This window comes from Streptomyces sp. NPDC050743, assembly GCF_044456925.1.
Classification (GTDB): Bacteria; Actinomycetota; Actinomycetes; order Streptomycetales; family Streptomycetaceae; genus Streptomyces.
In genome coordinates, this window is record NZ_JBITGJ010000073.1 from 21,302 (window position 1) to 40,454 (window position 19,153).

A 19,153-nucleotide genomic window follows, 5' to 3' on the forward strand; every position below is an offset into this window, starting at 1 on the left:
GGTGTCCCCCCCGGGCGGGGCGTGTGGGGTGGGCCCCCGGCGGCGCGCCGCGGGCCCCCCCCCCGCGCGGGGTTGGGGGGGCCCCCGGCGCCCCCCCGGGGCGGGGGGCGACCCTCCGCCTTGCGAGGCACCGCACCAGACGCCGCGACGCCCGCCCGCCGGGCGAACGACGGGCAACTCAGAGGGCCGGCCTACCGACTCCTTCCTCGAGCCGGTCGATAAGGATCATCGCCACGTCGTCCGCCAAGCGGCCTTCGGTGTGGCCGATCAATGCCTGGTGCAGTTGGTCAAGAAGCTCTTTAGGGGTGGTGCTGAAGCTGATCGACTCCATGGTCTGCGGCAGAGGGAAGAAGTCGTTGCCAGGGTTGCGGGCTTCGATCACGCCGTCGGTGTAGAGGAGCAGACGGTCCCCGGGTACGAACGGATAGCTCTCTGGCTTCTCGGGAGGGCCGGTGATCAGGTCCTCCAGGCCCAGGGGCGGGTGCGGCGAGGTGGGCATCAAAGGCTGAGTTCGGCCCTTGTGGAGCACCAGCGGGGGCGGATGGCCGCGATTGACCAGTTGCACTACGGGCTCGTCGTTCGGCACCTGGGCGATGAGCGCGGTGGTGAATCCCTCCATCAGGGCTTCCTCGGGAAAGGCGCCCGGCACGGCGGCCTCCCGGCGCAGCGCGGCCGCGCAGTGGTTCATGACCCCCACCAGGTCGTCCTCGTAGTGCACAACCACCCGGAACGCACCCAGCGCCACCGCGACCGCGCGCATCGCATTCAGCCCCTTGCCACGGACGTCCCCCACGATCATCCGGACGCCGTACCTGGTCTGCACGGCCTCGTACAGATCACCGCCGACCTGCGCCCCGGTCCCGGCAGCGAGACACAGGCTGGCCGCCCGCACCGGACCCAGGCGCTCGGGAACCGGCCGCAGAATGACCTCCTGCGCGCACACGGCGATCCGGCGGACCTCGTCGAGCTCGCTCCTCCTGTACGTACGCACGACGCTGCTCGTGATGAAACCGGCCACGGAGACCAGAGCCAGAGCCAGGAAGTTCGTATAGACCTGCAGAGTGCCCCATGCCTGGTTGTACGTGGCCGTGGTCACGCTGACCGCCAGCGCAAGAACCACCGCCAGAGCCGTGCGCTTGGGACCCATCGTCACCGCCGCCAGCGCCGGCACCGCGGCGAGAAAGGGACCGGTATAGAGGAAATGAGCAGGAGTGAGCTCGATGATCAGCACGGCCAGCGCGATCACAAACGGCACGCACTGCGCCAGCGCGAGCAAGACCCTGCTGTGACCGCCCGCTCCCGTTCGAGAGGATGAGCAGAAGAGCGACACCACACCTTCAGCCTGCCTCGCCGACGCCCTGACGGCCTCCCAGGAGACCAGACTCCACCACATGAAGCACCAAGAGGTCATTCTCTTTCCGAACTTCGCGTGCGACTTGATGTGCCCCGGCTTACTTGTTCGACTGGCTTCTCACGTAGGCGCCGTGCTCTGCGGCGTGGTGGGCCATCTCGACCTTCCACGGAGCAGGATCGTTGCGGGCGATCTCGGCCCACAGAGCAGCGTTCGCGACGGTGAAAGCCTCCACCGCCTCCGGCGGAGCGGTGCGCCAGGAAGGGAACCGGCCGGCGAAGGCGTCTGCCGCCCGAGGTCCGCATCGCGATCGGCCTGGACAACTTCTCCCCGCACCTGACCAAGAAGAAGGACACCCGGGTCGGCGGCTGGGCCGCGGCCAACAACGTCGAGTTCGCCTACACGCCGACCAACAGCTCGTGGCTGAACCGCATCGAGGCCCAGTTCACCGCCCTGCGCTACTTCGCACTGGACGGCACCGACCACGCCAGCCACAAGGAGCAGGGCAGCATGATCCGCCGCTACATCATCTGGCGGAACAAGCACGCCGCCGACGAACGCCCACGCAAAGTGGTCGACAGGGCGAACGTTGCCTGATGCGGCACTAGACAGCGTGCAACAGCCCGAACAGGCATCGCCGCAGGAGTCCCCGCCCGCAACCACTGCCGCCCAGATCCCGTCACCGCCCGCAGCAACGGACGTGAGCAGCGAGGCCTTCCCGGCGCTGCTCGCCGCCAGCACCGATCCGTCCGCACTCCGTCTCCTCTCCCCCACCGCATCGTCGACCCAGTCCAACGACGACACCGGACCGTGCACCGAAGCAGCGGTATCCCCGGCCGCTGCCAACTCCACCGACGCGGCGAAAGCTGCAGAGGCTGACGCCCCAGGGACCGCCCTCGAAGAGCCCGCGGCGCCGGAGGAGGAAAAGTGTGAGGCACAGGATCTGCACGCCCCGGAGATCCGGGTACTGGGGCCGGTCGAGGTGACGGGCGTGGACAACACCGGCCACGGCCCCAAAATGGCCCAGCTCGCCACCCTGCTGTACTTCCGGCCCGGACGCAGCGCGGATGTGCTGTGTGCCGACATGGACCCCGTCCACCCCGTGGTCGACAACCACCCTCAACGCACGCATGCAGGGCCTGCGCAGCTCACTGGGCAGCGACACAGCCGGCAACCCCTACGTCCCGCGACGCAAGACCGGCGACGACCCCTACCGGCTCGCCCCACCATCCGCTGCGACTGGACCCGCTTCCTCCAACTCGCCGAACACGCCCTGCCGCTGGGACCGGCAGGCCTGACCGACCTGGAACAGGCACTCACCCGGGTGCGGGGCAAGCCGTTCGGCGGCCGACCGCTGCCCTGGGCCGAGCCCTACCAGCAGGAAATGATCACACGGATCATCGACGTCGCGCACACCGTGGCCACCTACCGCACCCCCGCAGGCCCCCACCACGGCCTCACCGCCGCACGGCAGGCCGTCGCCACCGGCCTCGACGTCGACGACACGGCAGAGCTGCTGTACCGGGACTGGATGCGCCTAGAAGCCGCACGCGGCAACCGGCAAGGACTGCACACCGCCATCACCCACGTGCAACAGGTCAACCGGGATTTGGACTGCTCGCTGGAGACGGAGACCACGCAGCTCATCAACGAACTCCTGGGCAGCTCCGGCACGGCGGTGCGCAATGCCCAGTAGGCAGGGACTGCTCGGTTCTTGAAGGCTCCCCTCCCTGAAGGGAGGGGAGCCTTCAACGCCGACGCACCGACTGCGAAGCCACAATACTGTGGTCTGTAAAACCAGAGTGTATATATCCGCAGTGTTGCAAACCATGGTCTGTGATGTCATGCTGCGAAGCATGCCGGCGAAGCAGAACAAGGACGACCAGGACCCCGACGTGCAGAGGGTCCGCAATACCCGCGCCGAGATCACCCGCGCGGAAAAGCAGCTCGCCCAGCTCCGCAGACAACTCGAAGACGACATTCGTGCCGCCGTCACCGCACCCGTCGGCGGAAAGCTGCCCTACGGACGGGTCGCTAGACTTGCCCGCATGCTGGGCTACAAGGACTCCAGCATGATCTACACCCTGCGCGACAACAGCCTCGCCCGGGCCGGACAGCAGTGCACACAAAACGCCACCAAAGACAACAAGACACCATCTGCCGAAGAGCCTGACGGCAGCGCCCCAGGCCGGATGAAGCCAACTGCCGCCTGACCGACCGCCAAGTAGGGGAACTGCCGTTCATGACTACCGCCACCCATGGCTCTGGGGCCGTGCCCTCCATGCCCGACAGGACACCGAAGGCGCTCCGCGCCGCCATCGCCCAGCATGCGCCGCAACTCCTCGTCGACTTCGATCGACACTGGCGCCGCGACATCGCCGACGCTTACGACCTCGCGCCGGTCCCTGCCTTCATGGCCCGCTGGTGGGGCGAATTCGCCCTCGCCCGCGATCCCCAACTAGAAGCAAAGGTGCACGGCCTGGAGGACGAAGCCAGCCGGGAACCCGACTACGCCCGCGCCAAGTCACTCATCGAAGAAGCCGGACGCATCCGCCGTACGGCAGCGAAGGCAGAGCCCGGCCATTGACCGACGACTTCATGGGGCCGCCCTGGCAAGCCGACTGGACCAAGAACGCCGAGGACAACAGAAACGCCCTCCCCGAAGAGGCCCGAGCCTTGGTCGACGAAGCCCGCGCCGAACTCGTCACCGCCGCTGACCCGTACTTCCGGGGCATCGACAGCGACCGCGACCTCCCAGGCGGAATGAGTGTCGAACCCGTCCAGTCCACCCGCCCCGGTGGCGAGCACGTCATCTACTTCGACCACGGCCGAGGGTGGCTCCGGTACCACTTCACCCGCAGAAACACCGATCCTCAGATCGTCATCGATGAGTGTTTCTGGCGGTGAGCCAGCCACCCTGAGCCTGGATCCATCGCTTGAAGGCTCCCCTCCCTGCCTTCGGGCTGCAAACGACCAGTCAGGCTGCCGGGGGCATGACCTCCGGTCACTGCTTGCGACTGGTCAGACGAGCGCCGGTGCGGGTGCGGGCAGGTAGGGAGTGATGTTGCGCCAGGCGCGCTCGATGTATTCCTCCTTCTCGCCGACCGGGGCGACATAGTGCAGTGCGTTTTCGGCGGCGTCGTTGCCCGCGAGGCGGGCGATGATCCAGGCGGCGAGGTAGTGCGAGGCGAGGCAGCCGCCGGCGGTGGCGATGTTGTCCTTGGCGTAGAAGGACTGGTTGAGCACCTCGACGCCGGCGGCGATGACCCATGGCTTGGTGGTGACGTCGGTGCAGGCGGGGATGTCGTTGAGCAGGCCGAGCTTGGCCAGTACGAGCGCGCCGGAGCACTGCGCGGCGATGAGTTGGCGCGCGGGGTCCAGGGCGCGCAGGATGTTCATGATCGCCGGGTCTTCGACGACCTCGCGGGTAGCAATGCCACTGCCGATGATGACGGCGTCAGCGGCGCACGCCTCCTCCAGCGTGGACATCTGCTCGATGACCACCCCGTTCATCGACGTCACTTTGAGGCTGGGGGTGGCGATGGTGACGCGCCAGTCGTCGGTCCTGATGCGGTTGAGCACACCGAGCGCGATCAGGGAGTCGAGCTCGTTGTAGCCCTCGAAGGTGAGGATGGCGATGTGCACGGCGGCTGTCCTTCCCTATGAGTGGGGTGGGTCTTGACGGTAAGGACCCGCGAACAGGACAGTCAAAGAATTGTCATGGATACAATTCGGTACATGGCAGCCTCGCGGTACAAAAAGCTGGTTGACGCGCTCGCAGCCGACATCCGGACCGGGCGGCTCGCCGCAGGCGTGCGGCTGCCGACACACCGCGGGCTCGCCGCCCGCGAGGGCATTGCCGTGGTGACCGCGACTCGGGTGTACGCCGAGCTGGAAGCGATGGGCCTGGTGAGCCGGGAACAGGGCCGCGGCACGTTCGTGCGTGACATCGCGGTTCCCGCCGGTCACGGCATCGATCTGCAGATCGTCGCCACGGATGCGGTCGACCTCAGCTTCAACTATCCGTCGCTGCCCGGGCAAGCTGATCTCCTTCGGCAGGCCCTGCGGGACGTGGCCACCTCCGGTGATCTCGACTCGCTGCTGCACTACCAACCACATCGAGGGCGTCCCCAGGACAGAGCCTCGATCGCACGGCACCTGAGGCGCCGGGGAATCACCACCGACACGGACCGGATCCTCATCGTCAACGGTGCGCAGCACGGCCTCGCCATCACCGTCATGGCCGCGCTCAACGCCGGCGACGTCGTCGCGGTCGATGCCCTCACCTATCCCGGTTTCAAGGTGCTCGCGCATGCCTTTCATCTCGACCTGGAGCCCATACCGACAACCACCAACGGACCGAATCTCGATGCTCTGGAGAAGCTGTGCGCGAGCCGCCCTGTGCGGGCGATCTACACCATGCCAACCTTGCACAACCCTCTGGGGTGGGTCATGCCGGCAACCGACCGAACCCGCCTAATCAAGATCGCTCGACAGCACGGCCCGCTCATCATCGAAGACGCCTCCTACGCCTACCTGGTCGAGGACCCACCGCCCCCTCTGGCCGCGAACGCGCCGGACATCACCGTCTACGTCTCGGGACTGTCCAAGAGTGTCGCCACCGGCCTCCGGGTAGGCTTCGTCCTCGCTCCGCCCTTCGCGGTGCCATCACTCGAACGCGCGATTCGGGCAACCACCTGGAACACCCCGGCCCTCACCACCGCGATCGCCTGCCGCTGGCTCGACGACGGCACGGTGGACCACTTGGAAGCGCAGAAACGAGAGGATGCCAAAGCCCGCCAAGCACTCGCCGGACGAGAGCTGGCAGGTCTGCCGCTCATCAGCCACCCCTCGTCCTACTTCACCTGGCTTCCGCTGCCCGACGATGCACGCGCTGATCGCCTGACCGCCGCCCTCGCACGTCAGCACATCTCGGTAAGCACAGCGGAGCCCTTCACCACCTCGATGCACACGCCACAGGCGCTCCGCCTCGCTCTGGGTTCGACCGATCTGGACCGTCTCCAGTCGACGCTGCGCACGGTGCGACGAGTCGCTATCGAGGACGCCTACGCCTGAACTTCACTCGGCCAGCCGATTCCCGCCCGCACCGGCCTCTGCGGACGAAAAGCCGTCGAACGAGGCCGGGCTCTGGGGGCCGGTGTCGGAAGAGGCCGGTGGCCGATCCAGCGCACCAGGTAGGCGTTGATGCGCATCGCGAAGGTGCGTAACTCCCACGGCCGGAAGCGGCTGTAGTAGTCGAGCCAGCCCGCCACAACAAGGCGTAGCGGGAGGCGCCGTGCAGCCCGTGCCGGGCTCGTTCCCCTTGTTCCGTCAGGCTCCCAGCAGGCCGACCGCGCCGTACCACACCGGGCCCGGGTTGAGTCGATCCGGGTAGAGGGCCGTCATCTGGTCGAAGTACTCGCGGGCGGTGGGATTCTGGCCGAGCAGCCGGATGGCGTCGACGAGATACTGGCGGGTCTCTTCGATGGTGGCCGGGTCGTCGGGCAGGTCCTTGTTCTTGTGACCGGCCACGACGGAGCGCGGCTGGAGCGCGGCGACGCGGTCGAGGGCCAGGAGCCATTCCTGCAGGCCGCCGTCGCCGCCTTCGAGGATGTACTGGTGCACGCCGTTGTAGACGACGTCGCCAGCCACCACGAGGCCGATCGATGGCACGTGCAGGACCGTGGTCTTGTCGGTGTCGGTGTGACCGACCTCGACGGCCTCGATGAGGTTGCCCTCCAGCAAGAAGCCCTCGGCGGGGACGGGCTGGGCCAGGACCGGGGTGTCGGGGATCAGGCCGGGGAAGCGCTTGTCCCACAGTTCCTCGCGTCCCTCGGTGGCCTGCTTGTGCATGACCTCGATGGTTCCGGCGGTCGCGTAAACGGTGACGCCGGGGAACCGCTTCACGAGATCGGCGGTGCCGAACCAGTGGTCGCCATGCCCGTGGGTGGCGTAGATGTATGCCAGGCGCTTGCCGGAGCGCTCGATCCAGTCACCCACCTGCTGGGTCTGCTCGATGGTGAGAGGCGGGTCGACCAGCACGGCGTCCTCGTCCCCAAAGATTAGCGTCGACGTCAGGGGCGAGGAGACAAGCCCTTCACCGTTGGGCAGCCGCTCGCCGCCGGCCCGGGGCGTCCCCTCTTGGACGAGAACCTCGTACGCCAGGGAAGAGGATGCGGATGCAGTCATGATGGTGCCTCCTTCAGGGGCGGAATGTGGCTCACGGGACCGTCTGCTCCGGGGCCGGGTCGCGAGCCGGGCACATGCCTGGGTGCGCAGTTGAGATGGTCTGATCCGCGGGTGCGGCAACGCCCGGCACCGTGGTGGACGGCACGGCCGGCTCGTCAAGGCGTTTCGCCGACCCCGGTTGCGCTCGCCCGAGCGTGGGGTGCCAGGTCATTTTCGTTTGACCCTCGAGAAATAAGCGTAGCACGTTTGGTTACGTCAGCTCCGGTGAGTCACCCTCGCCTCCTCGGCGGCCCAGGGCGCACCGGGGGCCCGGACGGCGTCCGGACGCGACGGCCGTCCGCCGCCGACTGTCCGGCTTCCGCGGAAACCATCGGACGCCTCCTGCGTGCTGTGCGCAGGCATGGATGGAGGCGTTCTTCCGCGGCGGTGGATCTCCGAGGACGCCGCGACGCCTCCGACGGGCGCATGCTCCCTTTCATGCGCCTGGCGCCGGGTTCCGGCCCCGGACGCCGGCCCGGCCAAATGCGTCCCATGTATCAGCGCGCTGGCCGCAAGAGACAAAATCTCCTGACGCCGGTCATGCTCACGGAGGTTCGGCATGGCGGACCTCTCCCGCGTCAGCGCACGCTGCCCAGATCCGACCAGCCGCAGCGTGGCCGGTCCGACGCGGGCGAACGGGGACCCGGACACCGGCGGGAACGCCGAGGCCGCCTGTCGTCCTGTGCGGCCGGGATGCGGGGGTGATCGAGGAGCGGGTTGCCGTTGCCGTCCGTCAGGGGGACATGCTGACGGCGCCGGGGCCGGTGATCGGCTCCACCTCGGAGCTGGAGACCTCCTGCCCGCAGGAACAGCGCAGCTCGACGTGCACCTGGCCGCCGCAGCCCGCATGGTTCAGCACTGCCGGCGGGCCCTCCGGGCCGCCGAGATGGGTGTCTCCGTACCGCAGGAGGGCGGCCAGAATCCACTGCAGGTCCTGGGCGGGCGCCGTGAGGTGGTACTCCTGGCGCGCGCGTCGTCCGGCCTCCTGGTAGCTCCGGCGCTCCAGCAGGCCGGCGCCGACGAGTTGCCCCAGGCGTTCGGTCAGGACGCGGCGGGAGACCCCGAGGTGCTCCGCGATCTCGTCGAAGCGGTGCAGGCCGGCGAAGACCTCACGCAGGATGAGCAGGGTCCACCGATCGCCGATCAGTCGCAGGGTCGCGGCGACGCTGCAATTGCCCAAATCAAGTTCGCGCCACTCCATATCGCCAGGATACCTGCAGGGTTTCCATCTGGAACCCAGTCCTTGACTTCCTGGGTTCCAGATGAAAACTTAGCCGTCATGGGGCCGTCGGCAGGCACTACCGCACCCTCGGCCCGCCCAGCCGCCCGGTGACCTCCCGAGCCCGATCAGGCCTCCGGCCCGCCGCGCGCCTCACGAGCCGATCGGCCCGTCCCGTTGCCTCCGGTCCCTCCGCGTACGACCGGACGAAAACCGAGGTGGGTGGACGCGTTCACCCAGCACTGCACTCAGCCATGAGCATGGAGGAAGCATGTCGAGCAACCAGGCGATTGTTGATGCCTGCCACCGCGCCTACACCGGATTCGAGAAGAACGACTCGTCCGACCTGGTGGCTCTGATGTCACCGGACGTGGTCTTCCACTTCCCCACCTCACTGCCCTACGGCGGGACGTTCCACGGGCGGGAGGGCTTCGTGGCCTTCTACAAGGACCTCTTCGACCACTACTACGAGTACTTCAACTACGACCTGCACACCGTGCTCGACGCCGGGTCGCACGTGGTGGTCCCCGTCCGGGCCCGAGCGAAGGCGAAGAACGGCCGCACGATGGAGAACGAGCACCTCCTGCTGTTCGCCGTGACCGACGGACTGATCACGCAGGCGCGGCTGTACGCCGACACCGCCAAGGGGCGCGACGTGCTCGAGGGCCTTGAGTTCTTTCCCCCCGCAGCCAACTGATCCAGCGACGGCGCGGCGCACCTGCCTCCAGGGAAACCCCCGTCCGCACCCTGACGCTGATCGCGGAGCACACCCTGGGCGGCCCCGAGAAGGGGGGACAGCTCACCGGCGCCGAGCCGTTGCGGAGCGCCAGCGGTGCCGTGCCACACGCCGGGCTGGCCCATGGCGCCGCTGACCCTTCACCAGCCGCACCAGCCCGCACCTTCACCGGCGGGATGCCGCCGTGCACGCCAGAGAGGCCATCAACGTGATCATCAACAGCGACGAACTGAACGCGACGTCCGCGTACAAACTCCTCATCGGAGCGGTCACACCGCGCGCGATCGGCTGGGTGAGCACCTTGTCGTCATCCGGTGTCGCCAATCTGGCGCCGATCTCGTTCTTCACCGTAGTGAGCCGGATCCCCCCGATGGTGTCCCTGACCCTGCAGCCGCGGTCGGACGGGACGCTGAAGGACACGCTCGTCAACATTCGGGACACCGGTGAGTTCGTCACCAACCTGGTCACGCTGCCGCAGGCCCACGAGATGCATCGCAGTGCGATCGAATTCGACAGCGCCCAGGACGAGTTCGAAGAGGTCGGCCTGACCAAAGAGGCCTGTGACGTGGTCAAGGCGCCGCGTGTGAAGGACTCCCCGATCGCCATGGAATGCACGCTCGACCGGATCGTCCAAGTCGGCGACGTCAACGACCACGTCGTCTGGGGCAAGGTCGTGCGTTTCCACATCCGGGACGACGTCTACGCCCAGAACGGACGGATCGACACCGGAGCAATTCCGGCGGTCGGCCGCCTCGCCGCCGAGTACACCCTGGCCGACAACGCATTCGTCACCCCCCTGCCGGCGGACGTCCTGAGCGAGCGTCTGGGCAAGCGCAGCCACCGCCTCGACGAGCGCCCGGACGGATGGTCGCCGGTGGACAGCGCCGAGTGGTCCCCCTCCGGAGCCGTCAAGGCCTGACGGCACCGACGCCCTCTCCGACCGCATCCGCGCCGCGCAGGCTCGCGCCGTGGGCCGCGGATAGCCAGGGCGGCAGCGCCGTACCCGGGGCCTGGATCAGGCCCCCCGAATGATCGGGCAACCCGACACCGCACTCCCCGAAGGAGCCCCCATGCCGGTCTTCAACGCCCACATCCCCGCCAACCGCTTCTCGTCGCAGCAGAAGCGTGCGCTCGCCGACGCGCTCAACCAGTCGCTGGTGCAGGGGCTCGGCATCCCCGAGGGCGACCGCTTCATCATGATCAGCGAACACGGCGAGGACGAACTGTTCCTCGACCCGACGTTCATGGGCATGCAGCGCAGCTCAGACGCCATGATCATCACGGTTCTCCTCGGGGCCCACCGGCCCCTGGAGGACAAGCGGGCGGTGTCCGCGGCCATCAACAGGCTGGTCGTCGAGGCGCTGGGTGTCTCGCCCGACGACATCTTCATCGCCCTGATCCCGGTCCCGAACGAGAGCTTCTCGTTCGGAAGGGGCGAACTGCAGCTGGCCGAAGGGACTCCGCGCTGGTGAACCCGCGCCCCCGGCCGTCGGCCAGGGGCCGCCCGACGCAGACCGGAGCAGGCCGGAGACCGGGGCAGGCCGCGCGCGCTGCCTGACGCGGGGGCACGGCCGTCGCCGTCGGAGCATCGCAACCACCGGTGCTGCCGGGGCGTTCCGGCGCCGCCGCGAAGTGCCTTGCCCTGCGCCGGGAGCCCGCGACGATCCGCCCGACGGACCCCGGAGCGGGCGTGCCGGCGCGAAGTGTGCGTCGGGGGCCACCTCAAGACGGGACCACCCCACAGAAATCCAGCGCCGACCTGCCGGCGCCCGAGACGGCCACCACCGGCCCAGCGGCACGCGCTCCGCACGAGAGCAGGGCACACGGCTTCGTCGTCTTCCGGCCTCCGCATCCTGCGAGCGAACGGGCACGGCGCACCGGCCAAGGGACCAGCAAAGGAATCAATTGTGGAAACACAAAGCGCCACCTCGACGCAGACCCCCACGCCCCGCCGACTCGCCGAGCACGTGTTCGCGCTCCACCACGGGGGAAAGATGGCGATCACCCCGACGGTGCCGCTGCGAGGCCCCGAGGACCTCTCACTTGCGTACACGCCGGGTGTCGCCGAGGTGTGCACCGCCATCGCCCGGCAGCCCGATCTCGTGCACGACTACACCTGGGTCTCCCACACGGTCGCGGTGGTGACGGACGGCACCGCGGTGCTCGGTCTGGGCGACATCGGCCCGCAGGCGTCACTTCCGGTCATGGAGGGCAAAGCGGTCCTGTTCAAGCAGTTCGGCGACGTGGACGCCGTGCCCATCGCGCTCGCGACCACGGACGTGGACGAGATCGTCGAAACCGTCGCCCGCCTCGCACCGTCCTTCGGAGGCATCAACCTCGAGGACATCTCCGCACCCCGGTGTTTCGAGATCGAACGCAAACTTCAGGACCGCCTCGACATCCCGGTCTTCCACGACGACCAGCACGGCACGGCCGTCGTCACCCTCGCGGCCCTGCGCAACGCCGCCCGACTCACCGGGCGGACCCTCAACGACCTGCGCGCGGTCATATCGGGCGCGGGAGCAGCGGGCGTCGCGATCGCCAAGATCCTGGTGGAGGCGGGCATCGGCGATGCCGTGGTCACCGACCGGGCCGGAGTCCTGCACTCCGGCCGTACGGATCTGACCGACGTCAAACGGGACATCGCCGTGAACACCAACCAGGCGGGACGCACCGGCACCCTGGAGGAGGCCCTGGCCGGCGCCGACGTCTTCATCGGCGTCTCCGGCGGCACGGTCCCCGAAACCGCGGTCGCCACCATGGCACCCGGGGCCTTCGTCTTCGCCATGGCCAACCCCACCCCCGAGATCCACCCCGACGTCGCCCACAAGTACGCGTCCGTCGTCGCGACCGGCCGCAGCGACTACCCGAACCAGATCAACAACGTCCTCGCCTTCCCCGGCATCTTCGCCGGCGCCCTCCGCGTCCGCGCCTCCCGCATCACGCCGGGCATGAAGATCGCCGCCGCGGACGCCCTGGCCTCCCTGATCGCCGAGGAACTGCGTCCGGACCACATCATCCCGTCGCCCTTCGACCCTCGAGTGGCCCCCGCGGTCGCCGAAGCCGTCGCAGAGACCGCCCAGCGCGACGGCGTGGCCCGGGTCTAGGCGGCCAACTGCGCTCTGTCCCGTGATCCGAGGACAGCGGCGCGCCCAGCCCATCGAACGCGTCGCGTCCCGAATCCGCAGGCCACGGGAGACGACGCAATCCACCGGATGCAGCACCTGAACGCACGTCCGACCGACTTCCCCCATCGAAAGCCAGGACCGGTCCCCTTCCGGGGCGACGTCCGCTCCCGGACAGTGAGGACATACATGAAGACGGAACGCGTCGCCGACACCGACGTACGGTATCGGCGCACCGGCGACGGAGACCTGGCCGTGGTGTTCGTCCACGGCTTCCTCGACGACCAGTACGCCTGGGACCGCCTGATCCCCCAGCTCACCACACCCGGCATCGAGTGCGTGACACTCGACCTGGCCGGCTGCGGCGACCGCGACACGGTGGGCGGGCCCTACGACTACGACCGGTTCGCCGACGAGGCGGGCGCGGTGGTCGACGCCCTCGGCAAGCCTTTTGTGATCGTCGGCCACAGCATGGGCGCCGCCGTGGCCGAACTGGTCGCGGTGCAGCGACCCGACCGGGCCCGCGGACTCGTGCTGGTGACCCCAGTCCCCCTCGCGGGCGTGCACCTGCCCGACGAGATGATCGAACAGTTCCGCTCGCTGGGCGGCGACGCGGACGGGCAGCGGGGCGTACGCGAACAGTTGTCCGCCGCGTTCCCGGAGGCCGAGCTCGACCGACTGGTGGCGACCGGGCGGCATCTGCGTCCGGAGGTCGTCCGCGCCCTCGCCGACTGCTGGAACACCGGGCACCCCCACGGCGAACGGCCGAGCAGCTACGCCGGCCCGGTGCTCATCCTTCGTGGCGAGGGCGACGGGTTCGTCACCGAGGACATGGTCAACGACGCGATCGCGCCCCGCTTCACCGCCATGACAGCGGTATCGGTGGCCGAGGCCGGCCACTGGGCCCACATCGAGCAGGCGGCCGACGTCGCCACCCACCTCGACCGCCTCCTCGCCGAGGTGGGTGGCACCGACAGGGCCCCCGCCGCGAACACCCCCCGCCCGCAGGGGTGGACGAACGCCTTCGCGCAGAAGTCCGCCACCGCGTTCGGTGAGGCGTTCACCAAGGACGTGGTCCTGGAGGCGAGTGTCATAACCCGCCCGGTGGAAGGCCGCGACCAGGTGAAGAAGGTGATGGGCGCGGCGAGCGCGATCTACGAGTCGCTCCGCTTCACCCGGGAGACCGTCGACGGCCCGCGAACGCACCTGGAGTGGGAGGCCACCGCGTTCGGCGGCCTGCCGATCGAGGGCGTCACCATCCTGACCAAGAATGCGGACGGCCAGACCCTCCGAGCCGCCATCCACCACCGGCCACTGGGCGCCGTGCTCCGCTTCTCCGCGGAACTGCGTACCCGGCTGGCCGGCGAGATCGACGCCGACTACTTCCACCAGGGCTGAAAGCCCTGCCTATTCAGAAGGTTGTTCCATGATTCAGCGCAAAGATATCCAGTTCGAGGCCGACGGCGGAGTCACGCTGCGCGGATGGCTCTTCCTGCCGGACGGCCCGGGTCCGCATCCGGCGATCACCATGGCCCACGGCTACGCCGGGGTCAAGGAGCACGGCCTCGAGCCGTTCGCGCAGGCCTTCGCCGAGAACGGCTTCGTCGTCCTGGTCCATGACCACCGCGGCTTCGGGGCGAGCGACGGACAGCCGCGCCAGGACGTCGACCCATGGCGGCAGATCGCGGACTGGCGGCGGGCCATCTCCTTCCTGGAGAGCCTCCCCGAGGTCGATCCGGAGCGGATCGGCCTGTGGGGCACCAGCTACGCCGGCGGCCACGCGATCGTGCTTGGCGCGACCGACCGCCGACTGCGGGCCGTGGTCTCCCAGGTGCCGACCATCAGCGGCTTCGAGCAGGGCCGGCGCCGTATCGCCCCCGAGGCCGTCGCAGCCCTGGAGGAAAACTTCTCCGAGGACGAGCGCGCCCAGTTGCGTGGCGAGGCCCCCCGCACCCTGGCCATCGTCAACAGCGACCCGGCGGTGCCCGCGTCCTACCGGACGCAGGAGGCCATCGACTTCTACCTCCAGCCCAAGCCCGACGGTGTGTGGGAGAACGAGGTCACGGTCCGCTCCACCCGGGCCGCGCGCATGTACGAGCCCGGAATCTGGGTCGACAGGGTCTCGCCCACACCGCTGCTCATGGTGGTCGCGCTCAACGACACCGTCACCGTGACCGACCTGGCCCTCTCGGCCTACGAGCGCGCGCTGGAGCCCAAGCGACTGCGGACGATCCCGGGCGGCCACTTCGACCCCTACACCACCCAGTTCGACAAGGCGAGCAGCGCCGCCGTCGAGTGGTTCCGCGAGCACCTCGCCTGAGGGGCGCCCCGCACGCCACCGCGACCGGCATGAACTGGCTGCCCCACCCCGCGGGTGCCCTGTGATCTGGCGATGCGGATGGCGTTAAGTCGCCGACGCGGTGCTCGACTGGGTCGGGCAGCGCGACACCTCCCCGGCCCGCTGACGCGAAGCCCCCGATCAGGCGCAAGTGACCGCACAAGACATCCGGTCGCGGGTACCGGCGACAGGGCGTTGGTACCCGCGACAGGGCGCCGTGCCGAGGCGGAAGATCTCAAGTCTGATGACATTCGCGGGCGCGGGACAGGGCGTCGAACCGTTCGGGACAGTCGGCAATGCCGCGTCCTCAGGCCGTTCCGGCGCCCGCCAACAGTTCGACGTGGCCGCCCCATACGGCCCTGACAAGCTGGGCAACACTGTGGAACGCGGGGTACGGGCCGGCAAGGACGGCACCGTACATGCGCGCGACGCGCCGGAGAGTCGGTTGTCAGACCTGGTCGGCGCCGGCCCGCTTGCGCGCACGATAGTTGCGCAGGTTGGCCGCGTTGCCGCAGACGCGGACGTCGTGCCAGACGCCGCTGTTGTTGCGCGAGCGGTCGTAGAAGGCAGTCAGGCAGCGCGTGTTTCGGCAGGACTTCAGGCGCCGCAGCGTGTCGGTGTACTGCGCCTGGTAGGCCTCGATGAGGGCGAGGGACGCCACCTGCCGCCATCCCGTACCGCGAGGCTCGGCGTGAATGGCCCCGTGCTCGTCGAGCCGCAGGGCGGTGGGCAACGTCATGAGTGAAGCCGCCAGGCCGGGCTGCGGCGCCGAGTCACCAGTCCGGGCCTGGAGGATCTGATCCAGGTCATTACGGAAGTCGCGCAGCCCCTGCGCGTCCTCGGCTGTCAGTTCGATGCCGGGTGCGGACCGCTGGGTCGCGCCGCTCCAGCTCTTCAACGCCTGGTCGAGCCAGGCGCGGGCGCCCTCGACGGTCTGCAGAAGGTCGGGCTCGCGCGGCTTGCCGGCGGACCGTGTGTTGAGCAGGTCCTGCACGAAGGCCAGCCCGCCCGGGGCGGGCTCCAGGCCGTATCGGGCTGTCGCGGTCCAGGACATTCGCGGACCTCTTTCGGTGACGGTAGCTAGGGTGACATGCCCATAGCCTATTTACTTATTACGATCGAAAGTGTACCTGGCAGCCGGACCCAGCGGCTCAACCCTTGGCGGACCTGGCCGAGCCCCACAGTGCGCCCTGGTTGACCCGGTCAGGATGCAGTTCCAACATGCCGCGGTAGAGGTCGAGCCCGTGCCAACCGGCACCCTCGACGCTACGGCCGCGAACCGCGCGCCTGGGATCGATTGAACAAGTCAGGAACGGTCGGCACCCGACTCACCCCCACCTGCCGCCATGGCGCCACTGCGCCCGCCTCCTCACATCTTCTCCCTGATTCACACCATTCGGCAGGAATGATCTCGAACCTCAGACCGTTCGATATAGGTGAAGCTCGCATACCTCTTTCATAGAGGGTTCGATGGGAAGCGTTAGGCCGGCTATTCCTTCCGCTCCCGGCGCTGCCTCGCGGGTCGCATCCGCGGCACACGTCGCCGCAACTGACTCCAAGTGCCGTGCCGTAACCGATGGAGGTCTCCAAATGATCATTGACGCTGCAGAACTCGACACCACTCACGCGTACAAACTGCTGATCGGCAGCATCATTCCGCGCGCGGTGGCCTGGGTCAGCACGGTCTCCCCCGAGGGCGTCGCCAACCTGGCGCCCGTCTCATTCTTCACCGCGGTCGGGCGGAAGCCGCCCATGGTCTCGCTGACACTGCAGCCGCATGCCGACGGGCGGACGCTGAAGGACACGTACATCAACATCCGTGAGACCGGTGAGTTCGTCACCAACATGGCGACGCTGCCGCAGGCCGACGCCATGCACAGTTCGGCGTTCGAGTTCGAGCCCGGTGTGGACGAGTTCGAAGCACTCGGACTGAAGAAGGAACCGTCCGTGGTGGTGCGCGCCCCACGGGTCAAGGAGGCGCCGATCTCCTTCGAGTGCGTCGTCGACCGCATCATTCCGGTCGGGGACGAGGGGGTCGATCACGTCGTGTGGGGCAAGGTGCTGCGGTTCCACGTCAGGGACGACCTGTATCTGTCGCGTGGACGCATCGACACCGCCGCGCTGCCGGCCGTCGGCCGACTCGCCGCCGAATACACCCTGGTCGACAACGTCTTCACCACACCCCTCGATGAGGAACTGCTCGCGGCCCGGGGTGGGCGCCGAATGCAGCGTCTGGACGCGAAGCCGACCGACTGGTCCCCGATCGACACCAAGGACTGGTCCCCCTCGGGCTCGACGTCCGCTCCCGGAAAGCCAGCAGGAGGATGAGCGGATCGGCTGCAGTGGGGCGACCGGCTGGCGGCGCCTGCGGGACCGAACCGAAGCCGGAGTCTGGCCCCGCCTCCACACGGTCGTCCTTGCCGAGCTCCGCAGTGCCGGGCTCCTCGACATGGACGACTGCGCCATTGATGGCACGCATGTCCGGGCGCTCAAAGGGGGGATCACACCGGACCTTCGCCAGTCGACCGCGGCCGCCCCGGCTCGAAGCACCATGTGATCGTCGACCCGCACGGCACCCCACTTGCCGTCTCGATGGCCGGAGGCAACCGGCACGACGTCACCCAGCTCGCCCCGCTCCTGGACGCGATCCCGCGAATCCGCAGCCGACGCCGCCGTCCAAGGCACCGGCCCAAGCGGCTGTTCGCCGACCGCGGCTACGACTTCCCCAAGCACCGCCGTGCGCTCTACGTCCGAGGGCATCACCCCGAAGATCGCCCGCCGTGGCGCACCGCACGGCTCCGGTCCGGGCAAGGCCCGCTGGGTCGCAGAGCGAACGCTCGCCCAGCTGCACCAGTTCAAACGCCTGCGCATCCGCTACGAGATACACGCCGACCTCGACCAGGGACCCCTCGAACTCGCCTGCGCTATCGTCTGCTTGAGACGACTACGCACCGCATCCTGAAATGATTCCTAATGTCGTCTGTCAAGCCGTGAGGGGCGTCGGCGGAAGCGGCTCGTAGCGTCGCTGATCGCGGAGAAGAGCCCAGAGAACGTTGACGCGGCGGCGGGCGAGAGCGAGGACAGCTTGGGTGTGGCGCTTGCCCTCGGCCCGTTTGCGTTCGTAGAAGCGGCGGGACGCGTCGCACCGGCGGATGCTGAACAGCGCGGAGGTGTAGAAGACGCGTTGAAGGCGGCGGTTGAAACGCTGGGGCCGATGCAGGTTGCCGCTGATCTTGCCCGAGCCGCGCGGAACTGGCGCGACGCCGCCGAAGCCGGCGAGGCGGTCGGAGGATCCGAAGGCGCTCATGCCGCCGCCCGTGGCGGCCAGGAACTCCGCGCCGAGGATGACGCCCAGCCCGGGCATGCTGGTGATCACATCGAAATGGTGGTGGTTTCGAAACCGGCGACGTACGCCTCGAACTCCTGCCACGACAACGCGTCGACCTCGGACATCGACAACTCCCGCGCCCTGACCTCCTCCTGCGCCCGCCACGCGCGGTCCTGGCCGACTGCGCGTCGGTGCGCCCGCAGCAGCGCCCAGCCGGCCCCGCCTACCATGGCCGCGACGAACACGGCCAGCAGGACGGGCCACACCGCCGCCCATTGCCCGGCCACCCACACCGCGGCAATCACCCCCGCCCCCCAGACCTGCATCTGCCTGCGCGTCCGCTTCTTCAAGCGCCAGCGCCGTCGACGTGATGTCATCACTCCCCCGTTTCCCAGACCTGTGATCCACTGCGGGCGCCGACGAGCACCTTCCGGCCCTTATGTGTGCGGGGGCTCATCGGCCGGCCTGGGTCACGCCGCTCGCCGGCTGCCCCACGATGTTCAAGATCCCCTGGCCCGCCAGGGTGGCTGCGACAAGACGCCCAGCGTCAGGACGATGATGACGGTCAGCTTCTCGTCGAAGCGGCTGCGGACCTCCGTACGCCGCCGCAGTCGCCAGACGACGATGACTGCGAGCAGTTTCGGCGATGACATAGGCGTCGCGGGCATCCGTCTTGGCCTCGCCTCGATAGGCGCCCGGCCATGCGGTTGACGGTGCGGCCGGGCACGTAGGCAGCGTCTCTAATCAGCTAAGTGGACCTATGCGAACCGTAAGGTCTGGCAAGGGTTCTGCCCATCTGGGCGGGGATGCGTGAGCGTGGAGGTGGAA

The 19,153-nt window shown here is 68.6% G+C and carries 19 protein-coding genes and 4 pseudogenes; 14 read left to right on the top strand and 9 right to left on the bottom strand.

Going from position 1 to position 19,153, the window contains the following annotated elements:
- Positions 1-178 precede the first annotated feature (178 nt).
- Positions 179-1,276 carry a PP2C family protein-serine/threonine phosphatase gene (locus ACIBJF_RS39800; RefSeq protein ID WP_399181453.1) on the bottom strand — a complete coding sequence of 366 codons (1,098 nt, stop codon included), beginning with the start codon at positions 1,274-1,276 and terminating at the stop codon, positions 179-181.
- A 363-nt stretch (positions 1,277-1,639) separates the two neighbouring features.
- Here ACIBJF_RS39800 and ACIBJF_RS39805 point away from each other — a divergent pair.
- From ACIBJF_RS39805 to ACIBJF_RS39825, 5 genes and pseudogenes are all read left to right on the top strand, one after another.
- A pseudogene (locus ACIBJF_RS39805) lies at positions 1,640-1,948 on the top strand (IS630 family transposase); the annotation flags it as partial.
- Positions 1,949-2,051: 103 nt separating this feature from the next.
- Entirely contained in the window at positions 2,052-3,047 is a 996-nt protein-coding gene (locus ACIBJF_RS39810; protein ID WP_399181455.1) for a bacterial transcriptional activator domain-containing protein, read from the top strand.
- 160 nt (positions 3,048-3,207) lie between these two features.
- Positions 3,208-3,564 carry a hypothetical protein gene (locus ACIBJF_RS39815; protein WP_399181456.1) on the top strand — a complete coding sequence of 119 codons (357 nt, stop codon included), beginning with the start codon at positions 3,208-3,210 and terminating at the stop codon, positions 3,562-3,564.
- Positions 3,565-3,593: 29 nt separating this feature from the next.
- Positions 3,594-3,938 carry a DUF6247 family protein gene (locus ACIBJF_RS39820; RefSeq protein WP_399181459.1) on the top strand — a complete coding sequence of 115 codons (345 nt, stop codon included), beginning with the start codon at positions 3,594-3,596 and terminating at the stop codon, positions 3,936-3,938.
- A complete protein-coding gene (locus tag ACIBJF_RS39825; protein ID WP_399181461.1) occupies positions 3,935-4,258 on the top strand; it encodes a hypothetical protein in 324 nt (107 codons plus the stop codon). The genes ACIBJF_RS39820 and ACIBJF_RS39825 overlap by 4 nt, the downstream gene beginning before the upstream one ends.
- 114 nt (positions 4,259-4,372) lie before the next feature.
- Here ACIBJF_RS39825 and ACIBJF_RS39830 read toward each other — a convergent pair whose 3' ends face one another.
- A complete protein-coding gene (locus ACIBJF_RS39830) occupies positions 4,373-4,996 on the bottom strand; it encodes a DJ-1/PfpI family protein (protein WP_399181462.1) in 624 nt (207 codons plus the stop codon).
- Positions 4,997-5,089: 93 nt separating this feature from the next.
- Here ACIBJF_RS39830 and ACIBJF_RS39835 point away from each other — a divergent pair, with 93 nt between their 5' ends.
- The gene (locus ACIBJF_RS39835) at positions 5,090-6,427 is read left to right on the top strand and encodes a PLP-dependent aminotransferase family protein (protein WP_399181465.1); all 1,338 of its coding nucleotides are present in this window, start codon (positions 5,090-5,092) and stop codon (positions 6,425-6,427) included.
- Between the two features lie 255 nt (positions 6,428-6,682).
- Here ACIBJF_RS39835 and ACIBJF_RS39840 read toward each other — a convergent pair whose 3' ends face one another.
- The gene (locus ACIBJF_RS39840) at positions 6,683-7,540 is read right to left on the bottom strand and encodes an MBL fold metallo-hydrolase (RefSeq protein ID WP_399181467.1); all 858 of its coding nucleotides are present in this window, start codon (positions 7,538-7,540) and stop codon (positions 6,683-6,685) included.
- Positions 7,541-8,312: 772 nt separating this feature from the next.
- Positions 8,313-8,780 (bottom strand): winged helix-turn-helix transcriptional regulator, encoded by a 468-nt coding sequence (locus tag ACIBJF_RS39845; RefSeq protein WP_399181469.1) that lies wholly within the window; start codon positions 8,778-8,780, stop codon positions 8,313-8,315.
- 289 nt (positions 8,781-9,069) lie between these two features.
- Here ACIBJF_RS39845 and ACIBJF_RS39850 point away from each other — a divergent pair, with 289 nt between their 5' ends.
- The 6 genes and pseudogenes from ACIBJF_RS39850 to ACIBJF_RS39875 all read left to right on the top strand — a co-directional run.
- A complete protein-coding gene (locus tag ACIBJF_RS39850) occupies positions 9,070-9,495 on the top strand; it encodes a nuclear transport factor 2 family protein (protein ID WP_356318119.1) in 426 nt (141 codons plus the stop codon).
- Positions 9,496-9,718: 223 nt separating this feature from the next.
- Positions 9,719-10,453: a flavin reductase family protein gene (locus ACIBJF_RS39855; RefSeq protein ID WP_356318117.1), complete on the top strand. Its 735-nt coding sequence runs from the start codon at positions 9,719-9,721 to the stop codon at positions 10,451-10,453.
- A 151-nt stretch (positions 10,454-10,604) separates the two neighbouring features.
- On the top strand, positions 10,605-11,006 hold the full coding sequence (locus ACIBJF_RS39860) for a tautomerase family protein (protein WP_399181472.1): 402 nt from the start codon (positions 10,605-10,607) through the stop codon (positions 11,004-11,006).
- A gap of 495 nt (positions 11,007-11,501) precedes the next feature.
- Positions 11,502-12,641 carry an NADP-dependent malic enzyme gene (locus ACIBJF_RS39865; protein ID WP_399181488.1) on the top strand — a complete coding sequence of 380 codons (1,140 nt, stop codon included), beginning with the start codon at positions 11,502-11,504 and terminating at the stop codon, positions 12,639-12,641.
- Positions 12,642-12,848: 207 nt separating this feature from the next.
- Positions 12,849-14,057, top strand: a complete 1,209-nt coding sequence (locus ACIBJF_RS39870; RefSeq protein WP_399181474.1) for an alpha/beta fold hydrolase — start codon at positions 12,849-12,851, stop codon at positions 14,055-14,057.
- Positions 14,058-14,076: 19 nt separating this feature from the next.
- Positions 14,077-14,979 (top strand): annotated as a pseudogene (locus ACIBJF_RS39875) (alpha/beta hydrolase); the annotation flags it as partial.
- 466 nt (positions 14,980-15,445) lie between these two features.
- On the opposite strand, the gene ACIBJF_RS39880 reads toward ACIBJF_RS39875, so the two are convergent.
- Entirely contained in the window at positions 15,446-16,051 is a 606-nt protein-coding gene (locus tag ACIBJF_RS39880; RefSeq protein WP_399181476.1) for a CGNR zinc finger domain-containing protein, read from the bottom strand.
- Between the two features lie 536 nt (positions 16,052-16,587).
- On the opposite strand from ACIBJF_RS39880, the gene ACIBJF_RS39885 reads away from it, so the two are divergent.
- Together ACIBJF_RS39885 and ACIBJF_RS39890 are read left to right on the top strand one after the other, a co-directional pair.
- The gene (locus ACIBJF_RS39885; protein WP_399181478.1) at positions 16,588-17,325 is read left to right on the top strand and encodes a flavin reductase family protein; all 738 of its coding nucleotides are present in this window, start codon (positions 16,588-16,590) and stop codon (positions 17,323-17,325) included.
- A 225-nt stretch (positions 17,326-17,550) separates the two neighbouring features.
- On the top strand, positions 17,551-17,964 hold the full coding sequence (locus tag ACIBJF_RS39890; protein ID WP_399181480.1) for a transposase: 414 nt from the start codon (positions 17,551-17,553) through the stop codon (positions 17,962-17,964).
- 16 nt (positions 17,965-17,980) lie between these two features.
- Here the strand turns inward: ACIBJF_RS39890 and ACIBJF_RS39895 are convergent.
- The 4 genes and pseudogenes from ACIBJF_RS39895 to ACIBJF_RS39910 all read right to left on the bottom strand — a co-directional run.
- Positions 17,981-18,409, bottom strand: a pseudogene (locus ACIBJF_RS39895) (transposase); the annotation flags it as partial.
- Positions 18,370-18,675 carry a hypothetical protein gene (locus ACIBJF_RS39900; protein WP_399181482.1) on the bottom strand — a complete coding sequence of 102 codons (306 nt, stop codon included), beginning with the start codon at positions 18,673-18,675 and terminating at the stop codon, positions 18,370-18,372. The gene ACIBJF_RS39900 and the pseudogene ACIBJF_RS39895, both read right to left, overlap by 40 nt.
- A 150-nt stretch (positions 18,676-18,825) precedes the next feature.
- Entirely contained in the window at positions 18,826-18,978 is a 153-nt protein-coding gene (locus ACIBJF_RS39905) for a hypothetical protein (RefSeq protein ID WP_399181484.1), read from the bottom strand.
- Positions 18,938-19,067: pseudogene (locus ACIBJF_RS39910) on the bottom strand (transposase); the annotation flags it as partial. The pseudogene ACIBJF_RS39910 and the gene ACIBJF_RS39905, both read right to left, overlap by 41 nt.
- Positions 19,068-19,153 lie beyond the last annotated feature (86 nt).

Excerpts from the sequence above, each read along its gene's own strand:
- ACIBJF_RS39815 (WP_399181456.1), top strand. The coding sequence starts at position 3,208 with ATGCCGGCGAAGCAGAACAAGGACGACCAGGACCCCGACGTGCAGAGG.
- ACIBJF_RS39820 (WP_399181459.1), top strand. The coding sequence starts at position 3,594 with ATGACTACCGCCACCCATGGCTCTGGGGCCGTGCCCTCCATGCCCGAC.
- ACIBJF_RS39835 (WP_399181465.1), top strand. The coding sequence starts at position 5,090 with ATGGCAGCCTCGCGGTACAAAAAGCTGGTTGACGCGCTCGCAGCCGAC.
- ACIBJF_RS39840 (WP_399181467.1), bottom strand. The coding sequence starts at position 7,540 with ATGACTGCATCCGCATCCTCTTCCCTGGCGTACGAGGTTCTCGTCCAA.
- ACIBJF_RS39845 (WP_399181469.1), bottom strand. The coding sequence starts at position 8,780 with ATGGAGTGGCGCGAACTTGATTTGGGCAATTGCAGCGTCGCCGCGACC.
- ACIBJF_RS39850 (WP_356318119.1), top strand. The coding sequence starts at position 9,070 with ATGTCGAGCAACCAGGCGATTGTTGATGCCTGCCACCGCGCCTACACC.
- ACIBJF_RS39860 (WP_399181472.1), top strand. The coding sequence starts at position 10,605 with ATGCCGGTCTTCAACGCCCACATCCCCGCCAACCGCTTCTCGTCGCAG.
- ACIBJF_RS39870 (WP_399181474.1), top strand. The coding sequence starts at position 12,849 with ATGAAGACGGAACGCGTCGCCGACACCGACGTACGGTATCGGCGCACC.
- ACIBJF_RS39880 (WP_399181476.1), bottom strand. The coding sequence starts at position 16,051 with ATGTCCTGGACCGCGACAGCCCGATACGGCCTGGAGCCCGCCCCGGGC.
- ACIBJF_RS39885 (WP_399181478.1), top strand. The coding sequence starts at position 16,588 with ATGATCATTGACGCTGCAGAACTCGACACCACTCACGCGTACAAACTG.
- ACIBJF_RS39905 (WP_399181484.1), bottom strand. The coding sequence starts at position 18,978 with ATGTCATCGCCGAAACTGCTCGCAGTCATCGTCGTCTGGCGACTGCGG.